Source organism: Ensifer sp. EB106-05-01-XG146 (assembly GCF_058791875.1).
Window position 1 is genome coordinate 790596 of record NZ_JBYTDX010000001.1, and the last position, 13602, is coordinate 804197.

Annotated in this window: 12 protein-coding genes; 7 read left to right on the top strand and 5 right to left on the bottom strand. The window is 62.2% G+C overall.

All coding sequences use genetic code 11. From position 1 onward, the window contains the following. Positions 1–63: 63 nt before the first annotated feature. Positions 64–1362, bottom strand: coding sequence for an Hsp70 family protein (locus tag AC3WVQ_RS03785; RefSeq protein ID WP_090294659.1), 1299 nt, complete (start codon positions 1360–1362; stop codon positions 64–66). Between the two features lie 455 nt (positions 1363–1817). On the opposite strand from AC3WVQ_RS03785, the gene AC3WVQ_RS03790 reads away from it, so the two are divergent. Continuing rightward, a complete protein-coding gene (locus AC3WVQ_RS03790) occupies positions 1818–3479 on the top strand; it encodes an electron transfer flavoprotein-ubiquinone oxidoreductase (protein WP_192370710.1) in 1662 nt (553 codons plus the stop codon). A gap of 83 nt (positions 3480–3562) precedes the next feature. On the opposite strand, the gene AC3WVQ_RS03795 is transcribed toward AC3WVQ_RS03790, so the two are convergent. Beyond that, a complete protein-coding gene (locus tag AC3WVQ_RS03795; RefSeq protein WP_090294656.1) occupies positions 3563–4468 on the bottom strand; it encodes an alpha/beta fold hydrolase in 906 nt (301 codons plus the stop codon). Between the two features lie 91 nt (positions 4469–4559). Between AC3WVQ_RS03795 and AC3WVQ_RS03800 the strand changes: the two genes are divergently transcribed. The 3 genes from AC3WVQ_RS03800 to AC3WVQ_RS03810 all read left to right on the top strand — a co-directional run bounded on the left by AC3WVQ_RS03800 (position 4560) and on the right by AC3WVQ_RS03810 (position 7362). Next, entirely contained in the window at positions 4560–5132 is a 573-nt protein-coding gene (locus AC3WVQ_RS03800) for a CGNR zinc finger domain-containing protein (RefSeq protein ID WP_090294655.1), read from the top strand. A gap of 231 nt (positions 5133–5363) precedes the next feature. Further along, positions 5364–6362, top strand: a complete 999-nt coding sequence (locus tag AC3WVQ_RS03805) for an ABC transporter substrate-binding protein (protein WP_034804335.1) — start codon at positions 5364–5366, stop codon at positions 6360–6362. A 112-nt stretch (positions 6363–6474) separates the two neighbouring features. Next, on the top strand, positions 6475–7362 hold the full coding sequence (locus tag AC3WVQ_RS03810; protein ID WP_060522087.1) for an ABC transporter permease: 888 nt from the start codon (positions 6475–6477) through the stop codon (positions 7360–7362). Positions 7363–7435: 73 nt separating this feature from the next. On the opposite strand, the gene AC3WVQ_RS03815 is transcribed toward AC3WVQ_RS03810, so the two are convergent. Beyond that, positions 7436–8344 carry a DMT family transporter gene (locus AC3WVQ_RS03815; protein ID WP_090294654.1) on the bottom strand — a complete coding sequence of 303 codons (909 nt, stop codon included), beginning with the start codon at positions 8342–8344 and terminating at the stop codon, positions 7436–7438. Between the two features lie 152 nt (positions 8345–8496). Here AC3WVQ_RS03815 and AC3WVQ_RS03820 point away from each other — a divergent pair, with 152 nt between their 5' ends. Then, positions 8497–8970 carry an Lrp/AsnC family transcriptional regulator gene (locus AC3WVQ_RS03820; RefSeq protein WP_060522089.1) on the top strand — a complete coding sequence of 158 codons (474 nt, stop codon included), beginning with the start codon at positions 8497–8499 and terminating at the stop codon, positions 8968–8970. A gap of 167 nt (positions 8971–9137) precedes the next feature. After that, the gene (locus AC3WVQ_RS03825) at positions 9138–10061 is read left to right on the top strand and encodes a diacylglycerol/lipid kinase family protein (RefSeq protein WP_090294653.1); all 924 of its coding nucleotides are present in this window, start codon (positions 9138–9140) and stop codon (positions 10059–10061) included. Here the strand turns inward: AC3WVQ_RS03825 and AC3WVQ_RS03830 are convergent. Continuing rightward, a complete protein-coding gene (locus AC3WVQ_RS03830) occupies positions 9998–11527 on the bottom strand; it encodes an ArnT family glycosyltransferase (protein ID WP_090294652.1) in 1530 nt (509 codons plus the stop codon). The genes AC3WVQ_RS03825 and AC3WVQ_RS03830 overlap by 64 nt on opposite strands. Further along, a complete protein-coding gene (locus AC3WVQ_RS03835) occupies positions 11520–12497 on the bottom strand; it encodes a glycosyltransferase family 2 protein (protein ID WP_034804195.1) in 978 nt (325 codons plus the stop codon). Before AC3WVQ_RS03835 ends, AC3WVQ_RS03830 begins: the two co-directional genes overlap by 8 nt. Before the next feature lie 130 nt (positions 12498–12627). Between AC3WVQ_RS03835 and AC3WVQ_RS03840 the strand changes: the two genes are divergently transcribed. Continuing rightward, a complete protein-coding gene (locus AC3WVQ_RS03840; protein ID WP_034804192.1) occupies positions 12628–13581 on the top strand; it encodes a lysylphosphatidylglycerol synthase domain-containing protein in 954 nt (317 codons plus the stop codon). Positions 13582–13602: the final 21 nt, after the last annotated feature.

The window sequence follows — 13602 nt, forward strand, 5'->3', positions numbered from 1 at the left end:
AACCGCTTTTCCGGCGCTCGACCCTCCTATCCAAGGTCATGCACATCCGGTTCGCGCGTCGGCTCAGACCGCATTCGCGGTCCAGTGGGCGATGTCCTCGTGCTCGCCGATCAGCGCCAGGCCATGGGCGATCGACAGCAGTTCGCCGCCGCTCTCGATCCGGTCGGCATCGAAACGCCGCTCGAAGATGCCGCGTACGGCCGGAACGAAGGAGGTGCCGCCGGTCAAGAACACCTTGTCGATCGTCTCGGGTGCCGTTGCCGTCGACTGCAGCACATCATCCAGCGCGCCCTCGATGCGGGCGAGCTCCGGCGCGATCCAGCCTTCGAAATCGCTGCGGCGAACGGTGCGGCGCGACATTTCGCCGAGCGGGGCGAAATAGAACTCGGTCTCGTCCTCCTTCGACAGTTGCATCTTCGTGGCCGAGATTGCGTTGTAGAGCGGATAGCCCTCGTCATGCTCGATCAGGTCAACGAAGGCCTCGAGCTTTTCCGGCTCCAGGCTCTGGCGCACGAGCTTCTTCAGATCGGTGAAATCTTTCAGTGTCTTGAAGATCGAAAGCTGATTCCAGCGGCCGAAATTCGCGTAGTAGTTCGACGGCACTTCAAGCAGCTTGTCGAAGCTCTTGAACAGACTCCCCTTTCCGATCAGTGGCGAGACGACGTTGTCGATGATGCGGAAGTCGAAATGGTCGCCGGCGATGCCCACGCCCGAATGGCCGATCGGGGTTGCCGTCAGGCGCCCGGCATTGGTCTCGAAGCGGATCAGCGAATAGTCGGTGGTGCCGCCGCCGAAGTCGGCGACGAGCACAGTTGCGTCCTGCTTCAGGTTCTGGGCGAAGTAGAAGGCCGCTGCCACCGGTTCGTAGACGTAGTGCACCTCCGGAAAGCCGAATTCGGAGAGGGCTGCGCCATAGCGCTCGAGCGCCAGCGCAGGGTCGGGGCTGGAGCCGGCAAAGTGCACCGGACGGCCGACGACGATGCGGCTGTACTGGTCCGCCCAGCCGTCACCGGCATAGTCGCGCAGCTTGGTCAGGAACACGCGCATCAGGTCTTCGAAGCTGTGGCGCTTGGCAAAGACCTGCGTGCCCTGGAAGAGGGGGCTTGCGGCAAAGGTCTTGATCGACTGCAGGAAACGACAGTCACCGGGATTGTCGATGAAGGCGCGGATGGCGGCCTGGCCCGCCTCGACCTTCAGCGCCTGGGCGCCAAGCTTGGCATCCTTCATGAAGGAGAGGGCAGTGCGCATGGCATCGGTCGAGCCGGCGAGGCTGTCGAAGCGCATCGAATGGGTCGTGTCGCCCGCGGCAACCGCCAGAACGGAATTGGTGGTGCCGAAATCAAAGCCGAGTGCCTTGACCATGAGTGTCTCCTTGCATCTGGCGTCGCTTCGCCGCCCGGAGTGGGGCCGGTGGCGCGCGACGCAACATGAATTCCGTGGGCCGCTTTCGGGGATCGATGGGCGGCCGGCTTCAAAGCCGAAAGACACGCCGTCCGGACGCCGAGAGGCGCCTTGCCGCGTGCCGATTGCGAATGGGGTGTGCCAGCGCGTACCGCTGGAAGGGTGCGGCGGCCTCGTCGCACGGCTCTTCGGCAAAAGCAAGGCCGCATGGGTCATAGCTTCGCTGCGCGACAAATTGATGTATTTACGTTTACGTACACGTCATATAGATATTTGCCTATACTCATGACCTCATGCGCAAAAGCGGGCATCGTCTGTCGCATCCCGGCTCGACAAGCCAAACTGCATTTGCCATGACGGAATGATATGCCCTGGGAACGGAGCCGGCAGAAGACCGGTGAGACTGGAGAGACGGTATGACCGAACAAGACCTGCCCGAACGCGAGAGCATGGAGTTCGACGTTGTGATCGTGGGTGCGGGGCCGGCGGGTCTTGCGGCGGCGATCCGGCTGAAGCAGGTCAATCCGGAGCTTTCGGTCGTCGTGCTCGAAAAGGGCGCTGAAGTCGGTGCGCATATCCTGTCGGGCGCCGTCGTCGATCCCATCGGCATCGACCGCTTGCTGCCGGACTGGCGCGCCGACGCCGACCATCCGTTCAAGACCGAGGTGACGGACGATCATTTCCTGTTCTTAGGGCCCGCCGGCTCGATCCGCCTGCCGAACTTCCTGATGCCGCCGCTGATGAACAATCACGGCAACTACATCGTATCGCTTGGGCTCGTCTGTCGCTGGCTGGCGACAAAGGCGGAGGAACTCGGCGTCGAGATCTATCCGGGCTTTGCCGCCACCGAAGTGCTCTACAACGACGAGGGTGCGGTCATCGGGGTTGCCACCGGCGACATGGGCATCGAGCGGAACGGCGAACCGGGCCCGAACTTCGCCCGCGGCATGGCGCTGCTCGGCAAATACACGCTGATCGGCGAGGGCGTGCGCGGTTCGCTCGCCAAGCAGCTGATCGCCAAGTTCGATCTCTCCAGGGACAGCGACGTCCAGAAGTTCGGCATTGGTCTGAAGGAGCTCTGGCAGGTCAAGCCCGAGAACCATCGCCCGGGTCTGGTGCAGCACTCCTTCGGCTGGCCGCTCGGCATGAAGACCGGTGGCGGTTCCTTCCTCTATCACCTCGAAGACAACATGGTCGCCGTCGGCTTCGTCGTGCACCTGAATTACAAGAACCCCTATCTCTTCCCCTTCGAGGAGTTCCAGCGCTTCAAGACGCATCCGGCGATCCGCGGCACGTTCGAGGGCGGCAAGCGTCTGTCCTATGGGGCGCGTGCGATCACCGAGGGCGGCTACCAGTCGGTGCCGAAGCTCTCCTTCCCCGGTGGCGCGCTGATCGGCTGTTCGGCCGGTCTCGTCAACGTGCCGCGCATCAAGGGCAGCCACAATGCGGTACTTTCAGGCATTCTCGCGGCCGAGAAGCTGGCAGCGGCGATCGCCAGTGGCCGCGCCAATGACGAGCCGATCGAGGTCGAACGCGGCTGGCGTGACAGCGCCATCGGCCAGGACCTGAAGCGGGTGAGGAACGTCAAGCCGCTGTGGTCGAAGTTCGGCACGGCGATCGGCGTTGGGCTCGGCGGTCTCGACATGTGGACCAACCAGCTGTTCGGCTTCTCCTTCTTCGGCACGCTGAAGCACGGAAAGACCGATGCGCAGTCGCTCGAACCCGCAGCGCAGCACAAGAAGATCGACTATCCAAAGCCGGATGGGGTTCTGACCTTCGACCGGCTGTCCTCGGTGTTCCTGTCGAACACCAACCATGAGGAGGACCAGCCGGTTCATCTCAAGGTGAAGGACATGGATCTGCAGAAGCGCTCCGAGCATGACATCTATGCCGGTCCGTCGACGCGCTACTGTCCGGCCGGGGTCTACGAATGGGTGGAGAAGGACGGCAGGCAAGTCTTCGTCATCAACGCGCAGAACTGCGTGCACTGCAAGACCTGCGACATCAAGGACCCGAACCAGAACATCAACTGGGTGCCGCCCCAAGGCGGTGAAGGCCCGGTCTATCCGAATATGTAATGTTCGAAGTCGGGTCTCAGAATCTCGACCCGTAAAGGATTACAAGGGCGCCGGCGGCCATTGGCCGCGGCGCCTTTGTCGTTTCATGCCTTCGCCCAGATGCGATCAACGAAATCGGCAATCAGCGGTGCGATCTCCGGCAGGTTTTCTTCCAGCGCGAAGTGGCCGGTATCGAACAGGTGGAACTCGGCCTCAGGAAGGTCGGTGAGGAAGGCGCGGGCGCCCTTCTCTGTGAAGAAGGGATCGTTACGGCCCCAGGTGATCAGGGTCGGCGGCCGTTCGCGGCGCAGCCACTCTTGCCATTCGCCATAGCGGGCAAGGTTGCTCTTGTAGTCGAAGGCAAGATCGATCTGCGGCTGGCGGCGGTCCTGGCGATCGAGGAAGTGCTGATCCATGGTCCAGCCGTCAGGTGCGACTAGGTCCGGATCCTTCGTCCCGCCGACATATTGCGCACGGGTCATCTCCAAGGTCAGTAGCTGCCGCACCTGCTCTTCAGCGCCTTCGTCCTCGGATTTGAGCGCAATGAAGTCGCGGGCAATGTCGGAAAGCCCCTCCAGATAGGCATTGCCGTTCTGGACGATCAGCCCGGCAATGCGCTCGGGCTTTCTGCTTGCAAGACGAAACCCGACGGGCGCGCCGAAATCGAAGGCGTAGAGGACGAAGCGTTTCAGCGCGAGCGCATCCACGAAAGCTTCCATGACATCCGCCAGCTTGTCGAAACTGTAGACGAAACTGCCGCCTTCGTTCGTCGAGGTCGGCGCGTCGCTATGCCCGAAGCCCGGATAGTCAGGCGCGATCAGACGGTAGTCGCTGCCAAGCGCGTCCATTAGCCGCCGGTACTGGTGGGAAGACGAGGGGAAGCCGTGCAGAAGCAGGATTGTCGGGAAATCGGCCGGCGCTCCGGTCGGCACGCTCTCGCGGTAGAAGACCCGGACGCCTCCGGCCTCGATGAACCGGTGCCGGATCGATGGAATGCTATGCCTGCTCATTTAACACTCCTATTGGCAATATTTATGCATTAGAATTGCGCCGGAAAAACTAATGCGTCAATATCGAAATTATGCATTATGTGAGGCCTGTATGGATCTGGTTCCTTTCGTCGGAGAGTCCCTTGCTCTTGATCTCGTCAACACTCGCCCTTTGACCGCGAGCGGCCGTGTCGATCTCTTCGCGGCCGATGGCGGGCTCGCGCATTGGCTGGCATTGGAGGGGCCTCGCATGTCGGATGTCGCGTTTGCCAGCATCGGTGCGGCCGACGCCGACGATCTCGCGCCAGTCCTTGCCGTCCGCTCGCATGTGGCGTCGGCCATCGCACATGTGATGGACAGGCAACCTGTTCCGGCCGCGGATATCGAGGGCCTTAACGCGGCAATGGAGGCAGCACCGGTCGTCCGCCGTCTCGATTGGACCGATCCGCCGCGGCTCGTCAGCGAAAGAACGGCGGAGCCCATGGTCCAGCTAGCCGGTTTCCTCGCCGAGGACGCTGCGGCGTTGCTTGCCGGCGGCGACGCCAGGCTGATCCGCAAATGCGAGGCGGAGGATTGTGTCATGCTGTTCGTTGGCAGCAATGCCCGGCGGCGCTGGTGCTCGGCGGCGCGTTGCGGAAACCGGGTGCGCGTGTCGCGCTATTACCAGCGCAGCAAAACGTTCTGACGACCACTTCAGCGATGCGCAAATATTAGGAAAGGCACCCGTTGACGCAAATGGGAAAGTCCTTGCCGGAAAAGCCCGTTAGCTTTCATGATGTCATCGGCTTGAAGCCGACGGATCTGCAGGCCGTTCGGTCCCTGTTGTCTTGAGTTGGACCGAGCCCTGTGACGCTGTCGATCCCCGCGGTGAGATCGGCAGTGCGACGGGATGCACCGCCAAAACAAGGGAACGGAAATGAAGAAGCTTCTTGCAACGACTTGCCTGGCCGCGGGCCTCTTTGGCCTCGCCGGCGCAGCTTCGGCCGCCGAATGCGGCGACGTGACGATCGCCAACATGAACTGGCAGAGCGCCGAGGTGCTGGCGAGTGTCGACAAGATCATCCTGACGGAAGGCTACGGCTGCAATGCCGAATTGGTGGTCGGAGACACCGTGCCAACGATCACCTCGATGATCGAAAAGGGCCAGCCGGATGTCGCACCCGAAGGCTGGGTCGACCTGCTTCCGGATGTCGTCAATCGCGGCCTCGAGGAGGGCAAGCTCGTCGGCGCCGCCGTGGCGCTCTCCGATGGCGCCGTCCAGGGCTGGTGGGTGCCGAAATACATCGTCGATGCCAATCCCGACATCAAGACGATCGATGACGCCTTGAAGCACAAGGAACTGTTCCCGGATCCGGAAGACGCAAGCAAGGGCGCCGTCTTCAACGGCCCGCAGGGCTGGGGCGGCACGGTCGTGACGACGCAGCTTTATAAAGCCTATGGCGGCGAAACGGCTGGCTTCACGCTGGTCGATACCGGTTCGGCCGCCGGCCTCGATGGCTCGATCGCCAAGGCCTATGAGCGCAAGCAGGGCTGGGTCGGCTACTACTGGGCGCCGACGGCCCTTCTCGGCAAGTACGAGATGGTGAAGCTCGAGCATGGTGTGGCCGCCGATCCGGCCGAATGGAAGCGCTGCAACACGGTTGCCGATTGCCCGGATCCGAAGAAGAACGACTGGCCGAAGGACAAGGTCCAGACGCTGGTGACCAAGGCCTTCGCCGATCGCGCCGGCCCGGCTATGGATTACCTCAACAAGCGCGCCTGGACCAACGACACGGTCAACAAGCTGATGGCCTGGATGACCGACAATCAGGCGAGCGGGGAGGAGGGCGCCAAGCACTTCCTGCAGGAAAACCCCGATATCTGGACCCCGTGGGTTTCGCCCGAGGTCGCCGAAAAGGTGAAGGCCGCGCTCTGATCGCGATGGTCATAACCAGCGGGCGGCGCAGTCATGTGCGCCGCCTCTTCGTTCGAGGTCCGGCAAAGGCAAAACAACAATCGCGGCCGGCGAAATCTGAAGGGGAAATGGAATGGACTGGTTAACCCAGTTTCCACACATGGATGACGAGAGCCTGAGAGCCTTGAAAAAGGCGATCGACGAGGGATTTCGCGGCTTCACGCGCGCCTATGGCGACGCGATCGAAGGCTTCTTCGAGCCCTTGCAATTCTTTCTCATCCAGTCGGAGCGCTTCATGACGAAGACGCCCTGGCCAATCATCCTGATCTTGATCGCTTTCATCGCCTGGGTGGCAAGCCGCAACTGGAAGATCGTCGCCGGCTGCATCGGCACGCTGCTTCTGATCGGCTACTTCGACATGTGGGACGACACGATGAAGACGGTCTCGATGATCTTCGTCTGCACCGTGCTGTCGATCGCCATCGGCATTCCGATCGGCATCGTCATGTCCCGTTCGGATCGGTTTCAGAACATCGTCAATCCGATCCTCGACGTGATGCAGACCATGCCGAGCTTCGTCTACTTGATCCCGGTCGTCATGCTGCTCGGCATCGGCAAGGTGCCGGGGCTGATCGCCGTCGTCATCTACGCCATCCCGCCGATGATTCGCCTGACGAACCTTGGCATTCGCCTCGTCGACAAGGACGTGCTGGAGGCGGCCGATGCCTTCGGTTCGTCGGCGTGGCAGAAGCTCAAGAACGTTCAGATGCCGCTCGCCTTGCCGACGATCATGGCCGGCATCAACCAGACGATCATGATGGCGCTCGCCATGGTGGTCATCGCCTCGATGATCGGTGTTCAGGGCCTCGGCCAGCCGGTGCTGAAGGCGATTGCCAACCAGTACTTCACGCTCGGCATCTTCAACGGCCTTGCGATCGTCGGCATTGCCATCATCTTCGATCGCGTCAGCCAGGCCTACGGTCACCGGCTGCAAAAACACCGTGAAATCATTCACGGTTGAGCTTGTCGTCGAGACAGAAAAAGGCCCCGGAGCGAACACCTCCGGGGCCTTCGCATTCTAACGAGCTTTGCGTTCAGGGCCTGGACGAAAGAATGCCGGTCGAAAGCGCGACGCCTGTAGCGGTGACGACCGCGGCGAGGATCTCGAAGGGGCCGATCTGCTCGCCGAGCAGGACGGCGCCGCCGATCATCGCGAGAACCGGTGTCAGCGCCGTGAAGGCGGCCGCCTGGGTACCGCCAAGGCTCTTCACGGCAAAGCCGTAGGCTACCATGGCGACGAGGCCGGACAGGAGGCCCTGGCTGGTGACCTGCAAGGCGATCTCCTGGGCCGGAACGCTGGCAAGGGTGGTTCCAAAGCAGGCGGCAAGTCCGAGATGGATCAGGAACGACCAGATGGCGATCAGGGCGCTTCCCTGCAGCGGGCTGAGGCCGGAGCGGCGGAAGGCATGGGTATAGATCGCCCAGAGGGTCGCCGCAGTCGGCAGCAGCGCATAGCCGCTCCAGCCGGTCGAGGCCGCACTTCCGAGGCTGCGCGCCAGGAGGATGGCGACGCCGGCAAGGATTGCGGCAAAGCCGAGCACGCGCATCCGGTCCGGCCGCTCGCCGAAGACCGTGATGCCGATGAGCGCGGTGGCAAGCGGCATCGAGCCACCGAGGAGAACGCCGACCGAGGAAGCTGGAACGGAGTGGATCGCAAAGGCGGAGACCTGGAAGAACAGGGCGCCCGAACCGGCGACCATCAGGACGAGCAACAGCAGCGGCAGCTTGCGCGGCAGAAGCCCGGTCTTCAGCCAGACCGGGGCAAGAAGGACCGCCGGCACGCCGTAGCGGATCAGCCCGAGGTCGATCGTGCCAAGCGCGGTGCCGGCCGAGTGGCGGGTCGCCAGTATCCAGCCCGCCCAGATGAGGACGGTTACGAAGGCGCCGGCATAGCCGGCGGCGACAGGCGTCGTATTGCCGCGATCGAGAGCGAGCGCAACCATTTGAATTTCCTTCCCGAATTGGATACCTGAGAGGCTTTTGGGTCTGGAAGGAAGATTACGCCCTGATAGCGGGGCATGTCCTTGCGATTTATGCCCGAAATAGACTATCGTCAGCAACAATGTGCCAATAACAACAATCGAAGTTCATAAAAATGCCAAGCCTCGATAAATTCGATCTCGCCATCCTTAGAATCCTTCAGGAGGACGCGCGCGCAACGAACGTCGAGATTGCCGAAAAGGTCAATCTTTCGCCGTCGCCCTGCCTGCGGCGCATCCGCAACCTGGAAAAATCCGGCATCCTGCGCGGCTACAGGGCCGACATCGATCGTAAGGAAGCCGGTCTCGGGCTGACGGTCTTCGTCGAAATCAAGGTTGGGCGCCATAGCCGCGAGAACGCACAGCAGCAGCAGGAGGCGCTGCTCGCCATCCCCGAGGTGGTCTCCTGCTTCCTGATCTCCGGCAATGCCGATTTCCTCGCCGAGGTCGTCGTCGAGGATCTGCCTGCCTATGAGAAACTCTTGACCGAGACGCTGTTGGCCTTGCCCGGCGTCACCGACATCCGGTCCAATTTCGCCATCCGCTCGATCAAGACAGGCGGACCGCTGAAGTTGCCCGAACCGCGCTGATCGCTGCATTGCTGTGACACTCGGCTTCTGTTGTGCTGGTCGTGATGGAGCGGACGAACGACCGGCGCTCCCGTTAAGTTTCGGTAAGGTTCTGGAATTGGCCGCAATCGCGCTTATCTGATCGCGGTGAGCCGCATTGCCGCGGCAATGGAGCCGACGAGCCGTTCATGAAAATCAAGGCAATCTTCAATCGCGACGGCGGAACGTTCCGCACGACGGACATAGCCGCCTATGGCCAGAAGGTCGAAGAGGTCTTCCAGGCCGCAGGCCACCAGATCGAGATTGCAGCGGTTTCCGGAAACGAGATGCAAGAGGCGTTGGAGCGGACCTGCCGTCGCGACGACCTCGACGCCATTCTTGCCGGCGGAGGTGACGGCACGATTTCGGCCGCCGCCGGCGTCGCCTGGAAGAACCGCATGCCGCTCGGCGTCGTTCCCGCCGGAACGATGAATCTTTTTGCCCGCACGCTGAAGCTGCCGCTCGATATCTGGAAAGTGCCGGAAGTGCTGGCGAATGGCGTGATCATCGACGGTGACATCGGCAGCGCCGATGGCCGTGCGTTCGTGCATCAATTCTCCATGGGGCTGCATGCGCGCATGGTGCGCTACCGCGAATCCTACAGCTTTCGCTCAAGAGCGGGAAAGATCGCCGCCAGCACCCGCGCCGCAGTCGGAGTGATTCTCAATCCTCCGGATTTCGAGATCGAGTTCGATGTCGATGGTCACAAGGAGAGCCGTCATGTCTCGGCGGTCTCGGTTTCCAACAATCCGTTCGGCCGCGACACGCTGATGTATGCGGACGACGTGACCGCCGGCCATCTCGGCTTTTACACGGCGCCGCCGCTGAGCCCGCCGGGTGTCGCCAAGCTCGCGCTCGATGTAATGCGCGGCAAGTTTCGCGACAGTCCGCTGATTACCGCCATGAGCGGTCATGCCCTCGATCTGCATTTTCCGAAGGTCGAACGAAAGATCAACTGCGTCATCGACGGCGAACTTCTGCCCATGGGCCGCGACGTCGCGCTGCGCATTCACCCTGGCGAACTCAAGCTGCTCGTCGGCGCGGATCGCGACGGATCGTCGATCCAGAAGTAGCCGAAACTGTAGCGATCCTCGAGCGTGCCGTGGAGATAGGGCAGGGCGAGTTGCTGCGGCTGCAAGTGCGTTTCCGGCACGCCGAAGGATTTGAGGACATCGACGAGTGGCGCCGGTGGCGCTGCATCGGCCTTGCCGTCGTTGGTCCAGACAACGAGAAGCGGCCCGGCCAGCTGACCGATCGCCGGGCTGCTGTTGTTGCCGGGCACGTAGACCTTGGCCCCGTGCAGGCGCGTTCGCAGATTGCCGGCCACCTGCTTGTTGGTGGCCAGAACCATCGCCGGTTCGCGTCCCTGCTGCTGAACGATGGTGTCGACGAGGCTGCTGTAGGGGATGCTCAGTCTCGAAACCTTGCCGAACCAAGGCCGCACGACTGCGCGGGTAGACACCACGACCAGCGTGGTCACGATGACGAAGCCGATAAAGAGGGCGACGGGCCGGACGCTACGTGTGGTGTCAACGCCGGACGCCTTGACCTTGAGGGCCAGATAGAGCGGCAGCAGGACGAGGAAGAGAACCAGCCACTTTTCCCGCATATGGGTGGCGCCGGTGACCAGCATGATGACGAGAACGGCGCCGAGACAGAGGACCAGCATGCGCCCGACGACCCGAGCCCAGAGGCTGTCGGCGCGCCAGATCGCCGGCAGGTCCTTGCGAAACACGAGGGCGAAGACGGCGAGGATGATCGCTGAGCCGCGAAGCGTCGAGGCAAAGAGCGCGACGATCGCCTTCAACGCCTTCGACACGAAACCGGCTTCCTGCCCCGTTCCCATTTCCTTGAAGGTATTGCTCGACGCGGCGCCGATATTTTGCAGGACCCAGGTGCCGTGCGGCAGGGCAATCAGCGCGCAGACTGCGATTGCGACAAGGATGCGCCAGTCGAAGAGCCGGGCGCGAAGTTTCGGTTCGGGCAGGATCGCGACGATCGCCGCGACCGGAACGATCACGAAGTTGTACTTTGAGATGACGCCGATCCCGACGGCGACGCCTGTAAGAGTGTAGGCAAAGAAGGTCGGCCGGCTCATCGTCCGCAGGAATGCGTACAGGAAGAGCGAAACGGCAAATAGCGCGGCGACCGTGTGCGAGAGGTCGCGCTGGGCAAGCAGGAAGATCGGCGGCAGAGCGAGGACGCCCATTGTCGTGATGGCTGCAAGGCGCCGGTCGCCGAGAACCTCGCGGGATGCAAGGCCGAAGAAGAGACAACAGAGGAACAATAGGCCGTTCTTGAGTACGGTCATCGTCGCCACTGACGGGCCGAGCAGCGAGGTCAGCCCGTATTGCAGCCAATTGTAGAAAGGCGGTTGCGAGCCGTAGCCGAGCATCAGGAACTGCGAGACATAGGCCTGCTCGGATTCGTCGATCTCGAGCGAAGTCGAAGCGGAAAGCCTCAGTGCGATGCAAAGCAGGAAGTAGCCCGCAATCAGCGCAAGGATCAGGTTTGGCCGGCGGTTGACGGCCTCAAGCATCTGTCTGGTCCCGCACGAAGACCTGCCGGACGATATAGTTCGTCGTGCCGTCGTCGCTGAAATAGGTGCGCGCCATCATTTCCGCGAGGATGCCCGTGGTGATGAGCTGAACCGACGACAGGAACAACATCACACCGACGATCAGCATCGGGCGGGTTCCGATATCGTTGCCGAGCACGAACTTGTCGAAGCCGAGATAGAGCAGGATCAGGGCGCTGAGCGCCCCCGTCGCAAGGCCGATCGAACCGAAGAAGTGTCCCGGGCGCGCCTTGTAACGCATGAAGAACAGCACCGACAAAAGATCGAGAATCACCCGGAAGGTTCTGGAGATCCCGTACTTGGATTGGCCATGCTGCCGTGCGTGGTGGGTGACCGGCATTTCGCCGATGCGGCTGCTCGGCACGACGCCTGCGACCCAGGCGGGGATGAAGCGATGCATTTCGCCCATCAGCTTCACCTGCTTGATGACGGACGCGCGATAGACCTTCAGGCTGCAGCCATAGTCGTGAAGCCGGACGCCGGTGATCTTGCCGATCAGGCGATTGGCGCACCAGGACGGGATTTTCCGAAGGAGCAGGCCATCCTGCCGGTTCTTTCGCCAGCCGACGAGCAGGTCGAGCTGACGCTCCTCGATCGCTGTGACCATCTCGGGAATATCGGCCGGGTCGTTCTGCAGGTCGCCGTCGAGCGTGGCGATCAGGCGGCCGGTGGCGGCATCGATGCCCGCCTGCATCGCGGCCGTCTGTCCGAAGTTCTTTTGCAGTTCAACGATCTTGAGGTCGATGCCGGGATCGGAAAGGGCCTTTCTTGCATTCACAAGCGTTCGATCGGTGCTGCCGTCGTCGACGAGGATCAGTTCCCAGGGGGACGGAAAATTCGCCAGCGCATCGCGGACCCGCGTAATCAGCGGCTGAATGCTGTCTTCTTCGTTGAATACGGGAATGACGACGGATAGCTCTATGGGATGCATGGGAACCGCTCATACATACGGCGCTCACGCTGCCGCAAGAATTGGACTGCTTACATAATCGTTTTCTTGCACAGTTATCGGTGATAACCAACGTTCAATCTTGCCCTTCAACACGGGAAATCGAGGCCTGATGACATCGGATTGCGAGCCTGACCGGCGATCCTGGCTCGTCCGCAACCGGATGACATTGCTGTCGGCGGGCGCCATTGCGGCCTACGCGGCCTTCGTTGAGTGGTTCTGGGGCTGGTCAGCGCTCTTGCGCCAGTGGTCCGAAATCGGCGTTGGTGCCGCATCTGCGGCCCTCTTGCTGCTCATCGCGACCTACTTCATTCGCTGCTATCGCATCTACGATTACTTCCCGAGCGAAACGTCGGGGCGTTTCCTGCCGCTCTTTCGGGTCACCCAGGTCCACAATCTCCTGAACATCATGCTGCCGTTTCGGGCCGGCGAGACCAGCTTTCCTCTCCTGATGCGTTCGGAGTTTTCTGTCCCGCTCGCCAGGGGGACGGCCGCTCTTCTGGTCATGCGCCTGCTCGACCTGCATGCGCTCCTCGTCGTGGCCGTCGTCGGATTGGTCTTCGGCAGAGGGTCGATCGGGCTCTGGCTCGTCTGGTTTGCGGCGCTTGCCTCGCCGCTTCTCTTCTTTCTCTTGAAGGACCACGCAATCGCGCTGGCGCGCAGGCTCCTGCCGGCAAAGTTCGAGCCGGTCGTCGAGGAATTGGAGGCGGGCCTGCCGGGCACCGTGGCTGCGTTCCTGCGCGCCTGGGGCATGACCATCCTCAACTGGGCCGTCAAGGTAATCGTGCTCGCCTGGGTGCTGGCGTTCATGGGAGTTGCGCCGCTTGCGGCCTGTTTTGGCGGCGCGCTCGGAGGCGAGCTTTCTTCGGTGCTGCCGATGCATGCGCCGGCTGGCGTCGGCACCTATCCGGCAGCGATTGCGGCCGGTGCCGTTTCCTTCGGCGCCCCCGCCGGCCGGGCGGGCCTCGAACTGCTGGCGACCGCCGGCGTCAACGCGCATCTCCTGATCATCGTGTCCGCAGTCGCGGGCACGCTGTTGTCGATGGTTTTGGGGAAACGTCGCTAGACGCCGTGCCGTGGGGCAATG

Coding starts and splice junctions, on each gene's coding strand:
- AC3WVQ_RS03785 (WP_090294659.1), bottom strand. CDS start 1,362: ATGGTCAAGGCACTCGGCTTTGATTTCGGCACCACCAATTCCGTTCTG.
- AC3WVQ_RS03790 (WP_192370710.1), top strand. CDS start 1,818: ATGACCGAACAAGACCTGCCCGAACGCGAGAGCATGGAGTTCGACGTT.
- AC3WVQ_RS03795 (WP_090294656.1), bottom strand. CDS start 4,468: ATGAGCAGGCATAGCATTCCATCGATCCGGCACCGGTTCATCGAGGCC.
- AC3WVQ_RS03800 (WP_090294655.1), top strand. CDS start 4,560: ATGGATCTGGTTCCTTTCGTCGGAGAGTCCCTTGCTCTTGATCTCGTC.
- AC3WVQ_RS03805 (WP_034804335.1), top strand. CDS start 5,364: ATGAAGAAGCTTCTTGCAACGACTTGCCTGGCCGCGGGCCTCTTTGGC.
- AC3WVQ_RS03810 (WP_060522087.1), top strand. CDS start 6,475: ATGGACTGGTTAACCCAGTTTCCACACATGGATGACGAGAGCCTGAGA.
- AC3WVQ_RS03815 (WP_090294654.1), bottom strand. CDS start 8,344: ATGGTTGCGCTCGCTCTCGATCGCGGCAATACGACGCCTGTCGCCGCC.
- AC3WVQ_RS03820 (WP_060522089.1), top strand. CDS start 8,497: ATGCCAAGCCTCGATAAATTCGATCTCGCCATCCTTAGAATCCTTCAG.
- AC3WVQ_RS03825 (WP_090294653.1), top strand. CDS start 9,138: ATGAAAATCAAGGCAATCTTCAATCGCGACGGCGGAACGTTCCGCACG.
- AC3WVQ_RS03830 (WP_090294652.1), bottom strand. CDS start 11,527: ATGCTTGAGGCCGTCAACCGCCGGCCAAACCTGATCCTTGCGCTGATT.
- AC3WVQ_RS03835 (WP_034804195.1), bottom strand. CDS start 12,497: ATGCATCCCATAGAGCTATCCGTCGTCATTCCCGTATTCAACGAAGAA.
- AC3WVQ_RS03840 (WP_034804192.1), top strand. CDS start 12,628: ATGACATCGGATTGCGAGCCTGACCGGCGATCCTGGCTCGTCCGCAAC.